The 16,231-nt window shown below is 59.4% G+C and carries 19 protein-coding genes and 1 riboswitch; of the genes, 8 read left to right on the forward strand and 11 right to left on the reverse strand.

Annotated elements, in window-relative coordinates:
- Positions 1-44 precede the first annotated feature (44 nt).
- From CKW26_RS20270 to CKW26_RS20285, 4 genes are all read left to right on the forward strand, one after another.
- Complete coding sequence (locus CKW26_RS20270) at positions 45-788, forward strand: SDR family oxidoreductase (protein ID WP_095049885.1); 744 nt, start codon at positions 45-47, stop codon at positions 786-788.
- 81 nt (positions 789-869) lie between these two features.
- Entirely contained in the window at positions 870-1,256 is a 387-nt protein-coding gene (locus CKW26_RS20275) for a nuclear transport factor 2 family protein (protein WP_095049886.1), read from the forward strand.
- A gap of 65 nt (positions 1,257-1,321) precedes the next feature.
- Positions 1,322-1,756, forward strand: a complete 435-nt coding sequence (locus CKW26_RS20280) for an SRPBCC family protein (protein WP_095049887.1) — start codon at positions 1,322-1,324, stop codon at positions 1,754-1,756.
- 117 nt (positions 1,757-1,873) lie between these two features.
- The gene (locus tag CKW26_RS20285; RefSeq protein ID WP_095049888.1) at positions 1,874-2,590 is read left to right on the forward strand and encodes a class I SAM-dependent methyltransferase; all 717 of its coding nucleotides are present in this window, start codon (positions 1,874-1,876) and stop codon (positions 2,588-2,590) included.
- Positions 2,591-3,303: 713 nt separating this feature from the next.
- Here the strand turns inward: CKW26_RS20285 and CKW26_RS20290 are convergent.
- From CKW26_RS20290 to CKW26_RS20300, 3 genes are all read right to left on the reverse strand, one after another.
- Positions 3,304-3,462 carry a DUF2986 domain-containing protein gene (locus CKW26_RS20290; RefSeq protein WP_095049889.1) on the reverse strand — a complete coding sequence of 53 codons (159 nt, stop codon included), beginning with the start codon at positions 3,460-3,462 and terminating at the stop codon, positions 3,304-3,306.
- Between the two features lie 78 nt (positions 3,463-3,540).
- Positions 3,541-4,449 carry an alpha/beta fold hydrolase gene (locus tag CKW26_RS20295; RefSeq protein WP_095049890.1) on the reverse strand — a complete coding sequence of 303 codons (909 nt, stop codon included), beginning with the start codon at positions 4,447-4,449 and terminating at the stop codon, positions 3,541-3,543.
- A 66-nt stretch (positions 4,450-4,515) separates the two neighbouring features.
- A complete protein-coding gene (locus CKW26_RS20300; RefSeq protein ID WP_034155445.1) occupies positions 4,516-4,977 on the reverse strand; it encodes a VOC family protein in 462 nt (153 codons plus the stop codon).
- A 125-nt stretch (positions 4,978-5,102) separates the two neighbouring features.
- Between CKW26_RS20300 and CKW26_RS20305 the strand changes: the two genes are divergently transcribed.
- Positions 5,103-5,612: an anti-virulence regulator CigR family protein gene (locus CKW26_RS20305; RefSeq protein ID WP_177409272.1), complete on the forward strand. Its 510-nt coding sequence runs from the start codon at positions 5,103-5,105 to the stop codon at positions 5,610-5,612.
- A 34-nt stretch (positions 5,613-5,646) separates the two neighbouring features.
- Here CKW26_RS20305 and CKW26_RS20310 read toward each other — a convergent pair whose 3' ends face one another.
- From CKW26_RS20310 to CKW26_RS20345, 8 genes are all read right to left on the reverse strand, one after another.
- The gene (locus tag CKW26_RS20310; protein WP_095049892.1) at positions 5,647-7,188 is read right to left on the reverse strand and encodes a class I SAM-dependent methyltransferase; all 1,542 of its coding nucleotides are present in this window, start codon (positions 7,186-7,188) and stop codon (positions 5,647-5,649) included.
- A 167-nt stretch (positions 7,189-7,355) separates the two neighbouring features.
- Positions 7,356-7,838: a GNAT family N-acetyltransferase gene (locus tag CKW26_RS20315; protein ID WP_177409267.1), complete on the reverse strand. Its 483-nt coding sequence runs from the start codon at positions 7,836-7,838 to the stop codon at positions 7,356-7,358.
- Between the two features lie 130 nt (positions 7,839-7,968).
- Positions 7,969-8,289, reverse strand: coding sequence for an isochorismate lyase (locus CKW26_RS20320; RefSeq protein WP_095049893.1), 321 nt, complete (start codon positions 8,287-8,289; stop codon positions 7,969-7,971).
- 171 nt (positions 8,290-8,460) lie between these two features.
- The gene (locus CKW26_RS20325; protein WP_095049894.1) at positions 8,461-8,664 is read right to left on the reverse strand and encodes a PLD nuclease N-terminal domain-containing protein; all 204 of its coding nucleotides are present in this window, start codon (positions 8,662-8,664) and stop codon (positions 8,461-8,463) included.
- 50 nt (positions 8,665-8,714) lie between these two features.
- On the reverse strand, positions 8,715-9,635 hold the full coding sequence (locus tag CKW26_RS20330) for an ABC transporter substrate-binding protein (protein WP_095049895.1): 921 nt from the start codon (positions 9,633-9,635) through the stop codon (positions 8,715-8,717).
- Positions 9,632-9,991, reverse strand: a complete 360-nt coding sequence (locus tag CKW26_RS20335; protein ID WP_095049896.1) for a ferredoxin — start codon at positions 9,989-9,991, stop codon at positions 9,632-9,634. The genes CKW26_RS20330 and CKW26_RS20335 overlap by 4 nt, the downstream gene beginning before the upstream one ends.
- Positions 9,991-11,928: a TonB-dependent siderophore receptor gene (locus CKW26_RS20340; protein ID WP_095049897.1), complete on the reverse strand. Its 1,938-nt coding sequence runs from the start codon at positions 11,926-11,928 to the stop codon at positions 9,991-9,993. The genes CKW26_RS20335 and CKW26_RS20340 overlap by 1 nt, the downstream gene beginning before the upstream one ends.
- Before the next feature lie 91 nt (positions 11,929-12,019).
- Positions 12,020-12,226, reverse strand: a riboswitch (cobalamin riboswitch).
- 47 nt (positions 12,227-12,273) lie between these two features.
- Positions 12,274-13,167, reverse strand: coding sequence for a LysR family transcriptional regulator (locus CKW26_RS20345; protein ID WP_093433378.1), 894 nt, complete (start codon positions 13,165-13,167; stop codon positions 12,274-12,276).
- Between the two features lie 110 nt (positions 13,168-13,277).
- Here CKW26_RS20345 and CKW26_RS20350 point away from each other — a divergent pair, with 110 nt between their 5' ends.
- The 3 genes from CKW26_RS20350 to nfsB are packed head-to-tail and all read left to right on the forward strand — an operon-like array spanning position 13,278 to position 16,214.
- A complete protein-coding gene (locus CKW26_RS20350; protein WP_095049898.1) occupies positions 13,278-14,285 on the forward strand; it encodes a zinc-binding alcohol dehydrogenase family protein in 1,008 nt (335 codons plus the stop codon).
- A 48-nt stretch (positions 14,286-14,333) separates the two neighbouring features.
- Complete coding sequence (locus CKW26_RS20355; protein WP_095049899.1) at positions 14,334-15,506, forward strand: L-dopachrome tautomerase-related protein; 1,173 nt, start codon at positions 14,334-14,336, stop codon at positions 15,504-15,506.
- Between the two features lie 54 nt (positions 15,507-15,560).
- A complete protein-coding gene (gene nfsB, locus CKW26_RS20360; RefSeq protein WP_095049900.1) occupies positions 15,561-16,214 on the forward strand; it encodes an oxygen-insensitive NAD(P)H nitroreductase in 654 nt (217 codons plus the stop codon).
- The last annotated feature ends 17 nt before the right edge of the window (positions 16,215-16,231 follow it).

Below are 16,231 nucleotides of genomic sequence, written 5' to 3' on the forward strand. Positions count from 1 at the left end.
CACCGACCGGGCGCAATCGCATTCACTGCAAAGAGGAACGAAACATGAATTATCTACACAACAAAGTCGCCATCGTCACCGGTGCATCTTCCGGTATCGGCGCGGCCACGACGCGTGCGCTGGCGGCACAAGGGGTTCGTGTGGTTGTCGCTGCGCTGGACGAAAAGGGCTTACAGGCTTTCGTCGCCGAGTTGCGTGAGGCCGGCCATGACGTGGTCGCTTTTACTGCTGATGTGACCCGGCTTGAGCAAACCAGAGCACTCGCCAGGTTCGCGCAGGACACCTATGGCGGTGTCGACATTCTGGTGAATAACGCCGGGCTGATGCTGTTCTCCAATTGGGTCGATCTGGTCGTGGAGGATTGGGAAAAGATGATCGACGTGAACATCAAGGGTTATCTCAACGCTACCGCGGCAGTGCTGCCTGTGATGCTGGAGCAGCGGTCCGGGCAGATCCTCAACATGGACTCGGTGGCCGGCCATCAGGTCGGGCCGGCGGCGGGTGTTTACAGCGCCACCAAATTTTTTGTGCAGGCCATGACCGAGTCCATGCGCAAGGAATTGGGCGTACAGCATGGCATCCGCGTCAACACGGTCAGCCCCGGCGTTATCAATACCGGTTGGGCGGACAAGGTCAGTGATCCGCAAGGGCGCAAGGCCGCCCAGGAACTCAACCGCATCGCCATCGCGCCTGACGATGTTGCCCGGGCGGTGATCTATGCGCTCAACCAGCCGGTAAACGTCACCGTCAACGACCTGATCATTTCGCCGACGCGCCAGGACTGGTGAGTGTTGGCTGCTCCAGCCGCCGGGTGCCAGCCTTGGCTTCCGGTGGCCTTTGTAACTCCCCCCCAACGAAAGGAAACAACCATGTCGAAGAACATCAAGGCTGTACCGACCGCCGAATACACCGCTGTCATCGCCACCGCCAATCAATACGTCGAAGGTCTTCGGGTCGGTGATGCTCAAGGCGTCGCTCAAGCCTTTCATAAAGAGGCGGTGATGTACGGTTTCACTAACGGCGAATTGCTCGGCGGCCCGATCAAGAACCTGTTTGATTTCGTCGAGAAAAACGGCGCTGCCCCGCAAATCAGTACGCGTCTAGACGTGCTGGCGATCACACCGACCACCGCGGTGGTGCGCGTGGACATGGAAACCGATGCGATCGGTGCTGACTACAACGACTACCTGACCCTGATCAAAATTGGCGGCGTCTGGAAGGTCATCGCCAAGGTTTATCACCAGTTCGAGGCCTGAGTATCGGTCGATCCCGGTAGTCCGCTGCCGGGATCGGCGGATGATCAATTACAAGGGGATACGAGATGTCGAAGGTTGAGTTTTCCGCTGTCGTGGAAGGCGCTGCACAACAGGTCTGGAACGTGGTGAAGCAGTTTGGCGAGATCAAGAACTGGCACCCTTCGATTGTGGACAGCCATATCGAAGGCGCAGGACCCGAGATTGTGGGCTGCATTCGCACGCTCACGTTGAGCGATGGCGCCGTTGTCAGAGAGCGCTTGTTGTCGGTTGATGACTCGACGTTGAGGCTGTCCTACCGTTTTGAAGAGTCGCCCTTACCGCTGGACAACTACGTGGCCAGCGTGGAACTGGTTGCTTTGTCAGGCCAGGACAGAACACTGGTCAGTTGGCTGGCCAGTTTCGATCTTCGAGAACCGAACAGTGCCGAGCACTATCAGGCACTGATTCGCAGCCTGATCGTCGACGGCCATGGTGGGCTGCAGGCGCTGCTTGCTCGGTAATACAAAACCCAGGTTCACATGCCCCGCATTCCCGCAAGGAATGCGGGGCATGAAGCGAATGAATTTTCCCTCTCGCGTTCTTCGGCGTAGCGTGCTCGAAAAACCAGGAGCATTGCCGTGAGCCAAACCTCGACCAGCCCCGCAGAAAAATTCGACACCTCCCGCGCCAGCGAATACGCCCGCCAAAGCCGCATCGCGCTGGCCGGCTACGACGCCTGTCATGATCTGGCGGCCTGCATGTTGGCGGCGAGCCTGGGTTCGCGTCCGGCCAACATACTGGTGGTCGGCGCTGGCGGCACGGCGCAGGAAATCATTGCGATGGCGGCGCTGGAGCCGCAATGGCATTTCACCGCAGTCGACCCTTCCGTACCGATGTTGGAAACCGCGACAGCGCAACTGCAGGCCAACGACTTGCTGCACCGAACCCAGGTGCATCTTGGCCACGTCGAAGACCTGCCGGCTGCTGCCTCATTTGATGCGGCAACGTTGATCGGCGTGCTCCATCATCTGAACGGTGATGAGCCCAAGCGCCAGATCCTGCAAGCGATTCAGGCGCGACTCAAACCGGGCGCACCGCTGATTGTCGCCGGCAACCATTACGCCTATGCCAGCCAACCTTTATTGCTCCAGGCGTGGGGACAGCGTTGGCGGCAGCAGGGCGCCAGTGCGGAGGAGGTGAAGGCCAAGCTGGGCAAGATTCTGCAAGGCGCCGACCCGCCGCATTCCGAAGCGGCGGTTCAGGCGTTGTTGCATGAGGCCGGGTTTGGCGAGGCGACGCGGTTTTTCAGCAGTTTGTTCTGGGGGGCTTGGCTGGCGTGTAAAACGCCTTCTTGATGCGGACTGGTTCGCAAGGTGCGCTCAGACATGCCATTAACGTCACCGTCGGCGTTCGATCCATTGTTCCTTGGTCAGCCCATAGCACTTGCACAGGGCCGGTGCACTGGAGAGGCTCAACTCGGCGTCGTACAAGTATCGGCGCAGAAAAGGAGAACCGCTCACATGTCCGTTCTCACAAGCCTATTAATGTTTTTGTTCCGGATCCTGCCATATTGTGCATTGCAAGAAGAAGTACCCCAACAACGTACCTATTGGAAAACCAAACATCAATAACGCACCTATGAACTCTGATGCTTTTCTCGAAGACTCAAGTCGGTTTCTGCTTCCATAGGCAAGCAGTAAATGGACGAAAACGGCTGCTGCGCAAAACACAGGTATGCCTATTGAGGTGCTTTTATCAATCATGCATAGCCATGCAGAAAGTGAGCAGATGAGGAAATAGAATAATGCCAGGGTGATATGAAATCTCATCAGTTTAATATGATTTTTTTCATAGTTTGGCGAGCTATTTGTCATCGTGAGTCTGGCTCCGAAATAGGCGCAAGCATAAAAATAAATGTGTCGTAAATTTGGTCGGTAAACGCGCAAAACGGACAGGAAAAAAACGACCACCCGGCCCGGTCAGCGAAACGCGTGGCGCCGGTGGCGGAGAAAGACCTCTACATTGACCGGGCGCTGGCGAATATTGCGCCGTTCTTGTAGAGCAGGGATCAGCTCTCGCTGGAATCGATTGATTCCACTGCTGCCTCAGCCTCCAGTTTCGCCCGCTCAGCCTTGCTGATGTACTTGGGCTTTTTCGGCGCCAGTTTGGCGCTGGCCTTCTTGGCCTTTTCCTTGAACAACTGCTGCAGTTTCTTTTGACGATTCATGTTTTCTGTCCGGCCTGCTCTTGCGCGCAAAAGGGGCGAATCCTGACGTAAGCGTCGGGCCAAGGCAATGCCCATTCTTCACATTGCGATAAAGTCGCGCACTGCCTTGATGGTCGGTGCCGGCGCCTCTTCCATCAACCAGTGTCCCGCCGCCGGTATCACCACTTCGGTCACGTTGTCCGCGGCATTGCGCATGACGATCGCTTCGTTGTTGCCAAAGGACTTTTCACCGCCCACGGCGAGCACCGGCATGGCCAGGTGTTTCTGCAGAACGGGGGCGTTGTCGAGGGCGTCCTGACGAATGCTGCGGAACTGGGCGAATGCGGCGTGCATGGCGCCGGGGCGGGCGTAGAGCTTGGCGTAATGCTGGCGGGTGCCTTCATCGATTTTGGCCGGGGTGCCGGCGAACTCGTTCCAGAAGCGGTCGAGGTAGATGCGTTCGCGCCCGGCAACCAGACGCTCCATGTCCGCGCCGCCGAAGTCGAAGTGCCAGAGCATCGGCGAACGAACGATGTCGTTCCACGGTGTGATGCCGGGCACGGGCGCATCCATCACCACCAGGCGCTCGGTCAGCTCGGGATAGCGCGCGGCATAGGCGAACGCGACCATGGTGCCGATGTCATGCCCGATGACCACCGAGTGCTCGATCTTCAGCGCGCTCAACACCTGACGAATGTCGCCGGCCTGGGTCTTCTTGTCGTAGCCGCCCTCCGGGATCGACGATAACCCCATGCCGCGCAGATCCGGCACCACCACGGTGTGATCGCGGGCCAGATCCGCCGCCAGCGGCGCCCACATATCGCCGGTATCACCGAAACCATGCAACAGCACCACGGCCGGACCCTTGCCACCAACTCGCACATGCATTGTCGCGCCTTCGACTTTGATGTCCTGAGTGTGGAAGGTGGCGGGGAAGGGAGTGACGTCGGCGTGGACCTGGAAACTCAGGACGAGCAGGGCGAGGCCAGTCAGCAGTGGGCGGGTCATGGCGAAGTCTCCAAGCGTGGTGGCGATGGAGAGAGCGTAGACGTATCGATCAGGGGCGGCGGAGTTTCATCCGCAAGCAAATGCTGCCTCGATAAATGCCCCCAGCGCCTTCTCTTCGAGAATCTCGATCGAGAAATGTCCGAAGCGCTTGGGCAACCAGATGATGCGGGTTCCGGACGGCGATTGCAGGTTCTCGCGAGTCAGCGGCTGGCCGTTCTCGTCTTCCGGCTGAACCCCGCTGGCGAGCAGTTCGTCGTAGGCCAACTCGATATCAGGTGTCGTGTAGCAATGACGGTAAATCATGCCTTCGCCCACTGTATCCAACAGTTCCTTGAGATTTCCCGCCAGCGGCTGGACCAGCATGAAGCGTTCCTGACCGATCAACGCCACGGCATAGCGTACGTGCAGGCCCCCGCGATTCCAGGTCTGCGTTGTGGAGATTCGCGCCTGAAGGATCTGCGCGTAATAGGCACAGGCTTCTTCAAGGTCTTTGACCAGTACGTCGATGTGGCTGAACTTCAAATCCATGAAATAGCTCCTGTCAGGCAGTGTCGATGGGCTGGGCGTAATCGACGATCGGTCAGCCGGAATAAACTAAGCTGATGTGTAACGTCAAGATGACACAGGAGCAACCCACCATGAAGGCGCGCCGCATGAACAAGTCACGCACGTTGATTGCAACGATTTCCTCTCTTGCGCTGGTTGTCAGCTCGGCGATGGCATTGGCTGATCCCGGTAATGGAAAGGGCCAGGGCAATGGCAATGGCAATGGCAATGGCAATGGCAATGGCAATGGCAATGGCAAGGGTAATTCGCAGAATATGCAGGGCCACGGTAACCAGAAAGGCAATGGCAACAAGGGCAACAACTCTGGCGGTGACTGGAGTCATGCCCCTAGTATCGATCGCGGCAATGTGCTCGGGATTGTTGGCGGCTACCGCGACTACTGGAGCCCGGGACCTGCGCTGCCACCGGGCATTCAAAAGAATCTTGCACGCGGCAAACCGCTGCCGCCCGGGATCGCGAAAAAGCTCGATGGACGCCTGGTCGGTCACCTGCCGCATTACGATGGCTACGAATGGCAGCAGGTGGGCACGGATCTGATATTGGTTGCGCTGGCCACCGGCCTGATTTACGAGGTGCTCAACGGGGCGTTTGATTAAGATTTCCTGCCCCGCTGCGCACCACCTACCCCGATCAGACGATTTTCAAAGCGCTCAGCACGATCAGCGATTGCTCGGCAAAGGCCTGGGCCTGCTCGGTCAGCGCGGCGATGTTGGCTTCAGCGGTGGTCAGCGCTTTGCCGTCCTTGACCAACACTTCGTTTTGTTCGGCGATGACGCTCCACGCCAGTTGCGCCCACTCCGCCGGGTGCTGCTTGCCCTGACGGATCGCAATCAGGAACAGTTGCTGGAAACGACTGACGGTGACGCCACCCCCGGTGACCGGGCTGCTCAGCACTTGAATGTCGGCATTGAACAGCGCGCGTTTGCACAGTTGCAGGTTGAACGCGGCGCAGCGTTCATACACCAGAGCCTCGGCAGCTTCGCTCTGGCACGGGGCTACCGCGCCCATGCTGACCAGGATGGCGATGGCCTGTTCCAGATCGTCGTAGGCTATTGGTGACACCGCATCGAGCAACTGCTGCATCGTTTTGGCTTCATACATCTGATCTGCGAGGGCATTGAGGAGCGGGCGGTAAATTTCCGCTTGCAGCGTCGCTGCGCCAGCGGGGCCGGTGACGCTGGAGGCTACGTTTTCTGTCGGCTGCATCAGCACGAATCGCGTATTGAGCATGCGCGAACGGCGCTCGGTCGCGCTGAGTCGGTTGGCACCGCGCACGTACAGGTCGCGACGGAAAGCCTGGTTGACGAAATAGTCACGCGCCTGCTCGCGCATCACCGGGTGTTCGATACCGTCGAGAAAGGCCAGGCCTTCGGCGCTCAGGTTGAGTGCGTCGACCGAATCCATCGGCACCGCGGTCGTGACGTAATCGAGCTTGGCCGGGGCCAGTGCATCCACCATGTCGGCGAAATACATGCAGTTCCAGTCGCGATTGAAATATTCGTGGGCGACGTATTGGCGGTCCTGACCTTTGATGGTCTGCAGCCGGGCACCCAGACTCGGCGCGGCAATGGCGTACTTGGGGTTGGCCGCCAGCAGCGCTTCGGAAAACTGCAACGCGGCGTCGATGCGCTGATCCGCCCGCGTCGAGTGATTGGCGAAGCGGTCGTGCAGGCTGAACAATTGGCGCAACGGCGCAGCAGGCGACCAGCCCGGGAATGCGTTGTAGCTGACGTAGAGATGACCACCCGGTTTGAGGTGGCGTCGGGCGAATTCGACGATCAGTTTCTGGTTGTCACGGCTGACCCAGGTCCAGATGCCATGCAGGCTGATGCTGTCGAACTGCGGCAAATCATGGCGCGCCAGCAGTTGCTCGAAGCTGTCGTCGTAGAGTTTTGCGCCGTTGTTGCTGAGTTCCGCCAGCTCAATGGCATGGGCCGCCTGACCGGGGTGGAAGTCCGTCCCGACGAAGCCACCAGGGTTGGCCGTGGCGTGGATATTGATCGACACACCCTGGCCAAAGCCGAGTTCACAGTGATAACCGTCGGGATTGTCCAGACCGGCAAAGCCGCGCAACAACAGGCAGTAACGCTGGAATACCGGATTGATTTCCCGGCTATAGCTGTAGGTGTAGCCTTCGTCGGTGAAATAACCTTCGTTCCAGGCGTTGCTCATGGGTGCAGCCTCTTGAATCGTAATGGAAAGTGGCTCTTGTAAAAGGATGGACGTGCGTCGTTCAGTCTTGCGCAGGTCATCAGCATGTTGTCGGCAGGATCGAACCATCCGATAGGGTTCGTGCTGATATTTTGCCGGGTTTATTCATGATCGGAGTTGGCCGCTCCTCACAAACGCACGCCCATCTCCAGGGCACGGGTTTCGAAGCCGAACTCGGCATACATGCGCACCGCGCGCTCGTTGAACGGCCAGACCGTCAGGCGCAAGTCTTGAGCATTTTGCGCGATAGCCCAGTCTTTCACCCGTTGAATCAGTGCGCGGCCAATGCCTTTACCCCAAAACGTCTCGGCGACACACACCGAACCGATGCGAACAACATTCTGCGGCTGCATCAACGGCCCGGAACTGGCGGACAGGATGGCCGTGATGAACGCCACGGGCCGTTCACCTGCGCTGGCGATGAAGACGATCTGGCCAGGCTTTTCGAATACCCCCGCCCAGTGCGGCAAATCGCGGGCGAAATCTTCGGTCGCGGCGGCGTAGATGTCAGGGCGAGCGGCGTGGTGTACCGAGTTGAGCAATTGGCCCAGTTCGCACATCGCCAGAGCATCTGCAGCGGTGGCGGTGCGGTAGGTAATGACTTCTTCCATGAATAGCGCTCCTTGATTTCGTGAGGGATCTGGCGTTGTGGTTGAAAAAGAAGTCATCGGACACACGCGGGCGGTGGTCGACAGCACGCGCCGCATGTTCGTGAGCCAGTGAAAAACTCCGGCAAAGGCGTCAGCGTTCCGGTTGCTGCGCCGCCCAGTGCTTCATCTCTTCTGCGATGAAGTGATTGACCAGGTCGCTGTACATTTTCTCGATCGCGTCTGCGTTCAAACCTTCGGCGCAGGCCCATTCGCGGCGGGTGGCCAACATGGCCTGGTAACGCTCAGGTGCTCGAACCGACGTCGATGAGGTTTTGAACTTCGACGCGGCAATGACGTACTGGAAACGTTTGCCCAGGAGTTTGATAACCGCCTGATCGAGACGATCGATTTCACTCCGGATGTCTTGCATGTCCGCACAATCGGCGGGTTGTAATGTGTTGATCACTTCCATGTACGTCGTTCTCTCTTCGGGGGAATCTTTGCCGGGCAGGTGACACGCGAAAGAGGTGCCGACGATACCGGCATCCATCACTAAGATACGCTTCGCCAATGCAACCTCCCTGTTGTCGCCTGGCCGGCGCGTATTGCGGTGTGCAGCATAGATGAGGTTCTAGCGGCCTGACTACGATGCTGAGTTATGACTGACATGCTTGGGCCCCGCCAACGCCCAGGCAATCAAGCCGAACAGCGGCACAAACACGATCAGCACAATCCATACACCTTTGTTGCTCGCTTTCCCCTCGCTCTTGCGCACCCGATTGATGGCCCAGAGTTCGATTAGCAGAAGAACTGCTGCCAGTACGATCCACACGGTTTCGATTTGCATTGGCTACCTCCTGATGGTCTGTTCGTTAGGTGGCGTGCGGTGCGACGGGTTCATTTATTTTTCTTCAGTGCATTGAGCAGGCGGGCCAGTTGCAAGGCGACGCGGCCGCTGTTGTAGGTTGGCAGCAGGTGGGTGAAAGGGATCTCGATGATGCGGTTCTCGCGCACCGCGCGCAGTTGCGAGAGGACCGGGTCGTGGGCCAACAGGTAGCGTTTGCGGCGGGCGGGCGACCATTCGGCGTCGGCCAGCAGGATCACGTCCGGGTCGCTGGCCAGCAGGGTTTCGCTGTTGACGGTGACTCGATAGAGGTTGATGTCGGCGAACACATTGCGTGCTCCGGCAGCCGCCAGCAGCGGAGTGACAAAGCCACGCCGACCTTCGCTGTCGAGACCTTTGACTTCGCTGTCGAGATAGAACACGGACAACGGTTTACCTGCACCGGCCAAGGCTCGGGCGCTGGCAATGTCCTTTTCCATGGAGTCGATCAATGCTTGGGCTTTTTGCTGCTGGTGCAGCAGCTTGCCCAAGGTCAGCAAGTCATTGCGCACATGCGCGAAATAATCCAGCGAGTGCCCGTTGCAGGCGGATTCCAGCAGATACGTACCCACGCCATTGCGCGCAAGCCCCGAGCGCGAGGTCACCCCGTCGCCGAACGCCGTGGCAAAACCGCCGATCACCAGATCCGGCTTCGCAGCGTAAAGCACTTCGCTGGCCGGGTACTGCCGCGCGATTACCGGTACGCCGAAATACTCGGCTTGGCGCTGACCGGCACCGGTGTCATCCAGATACGCCACGCCGACCAGCGCTGGCCCGGCACCCAGTGCGAGGACGAGATCGGCCGCATGCTGATTGAGCGCGACGATGCGCGAAGATTGATCGGCGCTCCATTCTTCGCCGCAATTGCGGTAACTGTCGGCGAGTACAGGCATTGAGCAGAGCAGGGCGCCAAGTACGTACAGAATCGATCTCATGTCTGCGCCTTGATCAGCAAATCCGCAACCACTTCACCGCCCACCAGATGCCCCTCGACCAGCCGCTGCACATCTTCATGGCTGCGCACGCCATACCAGCAGCGTTCCGGGTACACCGTCACAATCGGCCCCAGATTGCACGGGAACTGACAGTGCGTACGGGTCAGCAAGACGCCGCCCGGCGTCTCGATGCGATCGTGCGCCAGTAAGTGCCGGCGCAAGGTTTTCCATAACTGCAACGCGCCGCGCTGGGTGCAACGCGGGCCGGTGCAGACGAATACATGGCGCGCATGCTCGGGCACCTGCGACCAGTCCGGGTGCGTGTCGACGCCGTCGACGGTTTTGATGTCACTCATCAGAAGCGGTACGTGTAGCGCACTTCGGAGGTGAACGGCCGGCCGAGGTTATCGACGTTGCTCGAACGGCTGGTGACGTAATCACGGTCGAACAGGTTCTCCACCAGCAGGCTTACGCGGTGTTGGTGGGCGTTGTCGAGGTAGCGATAGGCGTCGGCGTCGACCACTGAATAATTGCCGTACTCGACCTGCTTCGAGCTTTTGATGTCGCGGATATAGCGGATCGCACCGCCGGCACCCCACAGACGGTTTTCCGACTCATAACCCACGCGCGAGCGGGCGAAGAAGCTCGGGATATCGTTGAGGGTCACACCGCTGCGCGATTCGGTGAGGTTGCGGGTCATGTCCGCTTGCAGGCTCCACTGATCGTTGAGCGCGAGTTTGGCGTCGGCCTCGAAACCACGCATACGCACCTGGCCTTCACCGTTGACCCATTGAATGTCGTCGAGGGTGATCAAGTCGTCGATCTTGCGTTTGAACAGGGTCACGCTGGCGCTGAGTTCGCGGTCGAGCAGAAAGCCTTTGTAGTCGACACCCAGCTCCGCATTGCGGCTTTTTTCCGGCTTCAGGTTGCGATTGCCGATCTCGTCGCCCGGTTCATTGACGAACAGCTGCTCGGCGTTCGGCAGTTTGTAGGCGCTGCCGTACTGACCGCGCACCGACCAGTTGTCGTTGAGGTCATACAGCGAAGTGAGCATGCCGACCGTGGCACTGTCGCCGCCGCTCATGGCTTCGTGGCGAACGCCTATGCTCGGGTGCCAGTCGGGCAGGGCGTCGATCTGCGGACGCAGTTGCGTGTAGAAAGCGTGGGCTTCGGCCTTGTCGTTATCGATGATCAACACATCATCCTGGCCCTTGAACCATTGATTGTCGGTGCCAAACACCAGTACATGATCGCCGGGCAATTCAGCCTTGCCTTCGGCCTGCACACCCCAGTCGGTGAAGCCCCAATAGTCGTTGTGATTGATGACTTTGGTGCCGCCGCCCTCCCGGTTGTTGACGCGGGTATAACGCGTGTCCCAGTCGTTGATATGGCCTTTGACGAAGTAGCTCAGGCGCTCATTGACGGCCTGCTCGAAGGTCGCCGTGGCGATCTGCTGCACGCGGTCGTTAGTGGTCTTGTGGTTGTCGACCGGGCGGGCGAAATCGAGGTTGGCGTCGGCGTATTGGTAAAACAGCTCCAGCCGCGAATCATCGTCGAACGACTGAATCGCCTTGCCGCCGAACGTGGTGACTTCGTAAGCGCGATCCTTGCCGGAATCGTTTTTCATGTCGCGGTTGCGATAGGGCTGGTAACCGTCGGAGACGTTGTGACTGACGTACGCCAACAAACCGAGGTCGCCGAAGCCGTTAGTGAAGATATTCTCGACGCGGGCGTCTTCGGTGGTGCCGCCAAAGCTGTCGACGCCTAGATTCACTTCGCCGGCGGCTTTGCGCGATTGCGGGCTGCGGGTGACGATGTTGATCACACCGGACACGGCCTGGGTGCCGAACAACAGGCTCTGCCCACCCTTGAGCACTTCGATGCGTTCGATGGCGTTGGCCGGCAGGGTGTCCAGATAGAGGCCGCCGTACAGGCGATTGTTCAGGCGCACGCCGTCGAGCAGGATCAGCGTGTCGTCGTTGCGCCCGCCGAGCAGCGAATAGGTGCCGTAGTCGAAAGGGCCGTTTTTCGGCGCCACATACAAGCCTGGAATGAACATCTGCATCACGTGGCTGACATCGGCGCTGGGGCCGGCGCGTTCGATCTGTTCGCGGCTGACGATTTCGACCTTGCTGCCGAATCTGGCCATGTCGGCGACGGTGGTGGACTCCACCGACGGTGCGGAAACGATTTGTTGATTGAGTTCCAGCGGCGCGTCGTCGGCCAGTAGCAGCGGGCTGAACAGGCAGCCAAGGAACAGGGTTGGAGCAGAAGTGTTGAAAGGTCGAATCATTGTCTTCTCGAAAAGGATCTTCGCAGAAGAGCATGCAAGAGAAGGCATCGCGCACAGCCAATACCGGCCCATGCCCGCCCACCGCAGGATTTTGCCAAACGAAATTCCAGGCCGGTCTCCGGGCTCGCGCGTATCGAGGTTTTCACCTTCCCATGGCCGTCTGGCCACAGTGGTGTATTGAAAACATCACGCGCATACCGTTGCGGGGGCAGCACCGGACTTGTTCGAAAAGAACGTACCGGTTTCCCGTTTCACCCCATGCACGGCGGCATGGGACACCTGAAACTGGCCGGCATCTGAACATTCGAGGAGCGTCTCGTCAATGTGGCAACCAACGGGGGGGAACTATTGGATGCGTTCCAGAGCGACAAACTGGCCACTCAACCACGCATAAAGCTGAGACACCGCCGGGGTGATCTGCTTGCGATGCGGGCACACCAGACTCAACGGTGAGGCATTGCCGGGAAAATCCTTCAGTAGCACGACCAGTCGCCCTGCGATCACGTCTGCACTGACGTCCAGCCAGGATTTGTTGGCGATGCCTTCGCCGCTCAACGCCCAGCGGCGCACGATGTCGGCGTCGTCGCTGAACATCGGTCCCGAGACCTGGATCGTTTCACTGCCCAGGCTCCACTTGTCGTAGATCCGGCCGCCTTGCTGGTAGAGCAGGCAAGCGTGGTTGTGCAGATCGTCCGGCGTTTGCGGGTATCCGTGGCGCTCCACGTATTCCGGTGCGGCGACCAGCACCCGCCGGTTCCACGGTGCCAGCGGCAGCGCCACGTAGTTGGCATCTTCATTCGAGCCGTATCGAATCGCCACGTCTACCGGGTCACGAAACAAGTCGGCCATCTGGTCCGACAGGGAAAAGCGCAAGGTCAGTTCCGGGTGCTGGCGGCGAAACAGTGTGAGCCACGGCAGCAAAATGTTGCGCCCCAGATCGGACGGCGCCGTCACTTGCAACACGCCGCGCAACGTGGCGTTTTCACCGCGCAGGTTTTCCTTGCCTTGCTTGAGCGCCTCCAGCACCGAGTGGGCGGTGGGCAAGTATTGCTCGCCCTCGGCGGTTAATCGCAGGCTGCGGGTGGTGCGCGCAAACAGGCGCACGTCCAGCTCACGCTCCAGACGCTTGATCGCCGCGGCAACCTGACCGGGCAATAAATCCGCCTCATGGGCGGCAGCGGTGAAGCTGCCCAGCGCGGCGCTGCGGGTGAACAAACCCAGATCATCGATGCGGATCATTTTCACTCCTGCAGTGAAAGTGTTGGCGCATTCTGCTGGTTTTTCTTTGTGCTTGGGAAGTCGAAGATGGCGGTAAGCGAGCACATCAGCTCTTCAGACAGCGAGTTTCCATGAAAGCCATCACCTTCACCCAACACGCTTTGCCCATTGAAGATCCGCAATCGTTGCAGGACATCGACCTTCCGGTGCCAACTCCCGGCCCCCGGGATTTGCTCGTAGAAGTTCGTGCGGTGTCGGTCAATCCGGTCGATACCAAAGTACGCGCCGGAACTTTCACCAAAGAACCGAAAATCCTCGGCTGGGATGCCGCCGGTATTGTCCGCGAGGTCGGGGCTGAAGTGACGCTGTTTCAGCCTGGCGACGAAGTGTTCTACGCAGGCTCCCTTGCCCGCACCGGCAGTTATAGCGAATTTCATTTGGTGGACGAGCGAATCGTCGGGCACAAACCGCGTTCGTTAAGTGCTGCGGATGCCGCGGCATTGCCGTTGACCTCGATCACCGCCTGGGAGCTGTTGTTTGACCGTCTCGGTGTCACCGAAGGTTCAGGGCAGGGCAAGTGCCTGTTGATCACGGGGGCAGCGGGCGGCGTCGGTTCGATGCTGGTGCAATTGGCCCGACAGTTGACGCAGCTGACTGTCATCGGCACCGCCTCACGGCAGGAAACGGCTGACTGGGTCCGGCAATTGGGCGCGCATCACGTCATCGATCACAGTCAGCCGCTGCTCGCACAGTTGCAGGCACTGGGCATCGACGAGGTCAGCCATGTCGCCAGCCTGACCCATACCGAGCAGCATTTTGCGCAGCTGATCGAAGTGCTTCAACCACAAGGGCGTCTGGGCGTGATCGACGATCCTGAAAGCCTCGACGTGATGCCGCTCAAGCGCAAGTCGCTGTCGCTGCACTGGGAGCTGATGTTCACCCGTTCGCTGTACGAAACCCCGGACATGATTGAGCAGCATCACCTGCTCAATCGCGTCAGCGATCTGATTGACCAGGGCATTTTGAAAACGACTGTCGGTGAACATTTTGGCGCGATCAACGCGGCAAACATGCGCCGTGCCCATGCCTTGGTCGAGAGCGGCAAGGCCCGAGGCAAACTGGTGCTTGAAGGTTTCTGATTTCACTCATTCAGACGGGCCTGCAAGCGGGCCGGTCAGGAGCAGCTCATGCGTATGAAAAAGCTTTCTGCTGCATTGGCCATGGTCATGGCAGCGCCGTTCTCCCATGCAATCAGCGCCGTCGCGTTGCCGGCCAATGCCCCCGCCGACCGATCCTTCGGCAAGCTCGAACAGGTCCATGCGTTCTACGACGCGATGCCCACCGGCGTGACCGTCACCGAGACCGGGCGCATCTTCGTCAACTTCCCGCGTTGGGGCGACAACGTGCCGTTCACCGTGGGCGAGATCCGCGACGGCAAAGTCGTGGCTTACCCGAACGCGGCGATCAATCAGGAAAACCTCAACGATCCCAGTGATGGTCTGATCAGCGTACAGAGCGTGGTGGCCGACGGGCGGGGCCGTGTCTGGTTGCTCGATACCGCCGCGCCGGGTTTCGCAGACCCAAAACCTAAAGGCGCGAAGCTGATCGCGGTGGATCTGGTCAGCAACAAGATCGTCAAACGTCTGGTGTTCCCGGACAACGTCATGTTGCCGAGCACCTACGTTAACGACATGCGTTTCGACTTTCGCACAGGCCCGGAGGGAACGGTCTATCTCACTGACTCGTCCCTGCGTGGACCGGGCGCGATCATCGTCATGGACATCGCCAGCGGCAGTGCCATGCGCCGTTTGAGCGGTGTGCCGGCGACTTCGGTTGACCCGACCTTTGTCCCGGTGGTTGAAGGCCTGCCACTCACCGTTGAAGCTCCGGACGGCAAGCGCAAACCGCTGGGCGTGGCCTCGGACGGCATCGCGCTGTCGGCGGACGGCAAGACACTGTATTTCACTCCGCTGTCGAGTCGGCACCTGTATTCGGTGTCCACCGCGTTGCTGCGTGATGCCAACTTCAGTGAACAGCAACTGACGGCTGCCGTGCAGGATCTGGGGGAGAAGGGCGCGTCCGATGGTCTGGAGGCTGACGCCGCCGGCGCCATCTATGCCGGCGATTACGAGCACAACTCGATCCGCAAGCGTCTGCCGGACGGCCAATGGCAAACGCTGGTACACGACCCGCGTCTGCTCTGGCCAGACACATTGTCCATTGGCCCCGACGGCTATCTGTATTTCATCGCCAACCAGTTGCACCGCCAGGCGGCATTCCGTTCCGGGCAGGATCAGCGGCAAAAACCTTACAGCCTGATGCGTCTGAAGATCGACGCAGCGCCGGCGCCGACGCGCTGATTTCCAAGCGGCATTGAGTTTTACGTTTTCACTTTTCAGATCAGGAGTTCAATCATGGATCTCGTTTCTCTGGCCAAGCGCCGTTTCACCACAAAAGTTTTCGATGCCGACCGCAAGATTCCCAGGCACACACTGGAGTTGCTGCTGGAACAACTGCGCAACAGCCCGTCGTCGGTCAACTCTCAGCCTTGGCATTTCGTGGTTGCCGAGAGTGATCAGAGCCGGGCGCGAATCGCCCACAGTACTCAGGGGCCGTTCAGCTTCAACCAGCCGAAAATACTCAACGCGTCGCACGTCATCGTCTTCTGCACTCGCACGCATCTGCCGGAGGAATACCTGCAGGCGTTGCTGGCTCAGGAAGCCATGGACGGGCGTTTTCACAATGCCGAGGCGCGAGCAGGGCAGGAGCGTGGACGGCGCGGTTTTGTCGATCTGCATCGCTTCGATCAGAAAGACCTGCAGCACTGGATGGAAAAGCAGACCTACCTCGCGCTGGGCACATTGCTGCTGGGTGCCGCCTCGCTGGGTATCGACGCGACGCCGATGGAAGGTTTCGACAGCAAAGTCCTCGACAGTGAACTGGGCCTGCGCGAACAGGGCTTCACCAGTCTGGTCGTGGTGAGCCTGGGCTATCACAGCAGCGAAGACTTCAACGCAGGCCTGCCCAAGTCCCGCTTGCCGTCCCAGTCGCTGTTTACCTTTCTCTGAATGCAGCCGGTCCCAGG

It is taken from the genome of Pseudomonas sp. Irchel s3h9 (assembly GCF_900187475.1).
GTDB classification, from domain to species: Bacteria; Pseudomonadota; Gammaproteobacteria; order Pseudomonadales; family Pseudomonadaceae; genus Aquipseudomonas; species Aquipseudomonas neuropathica.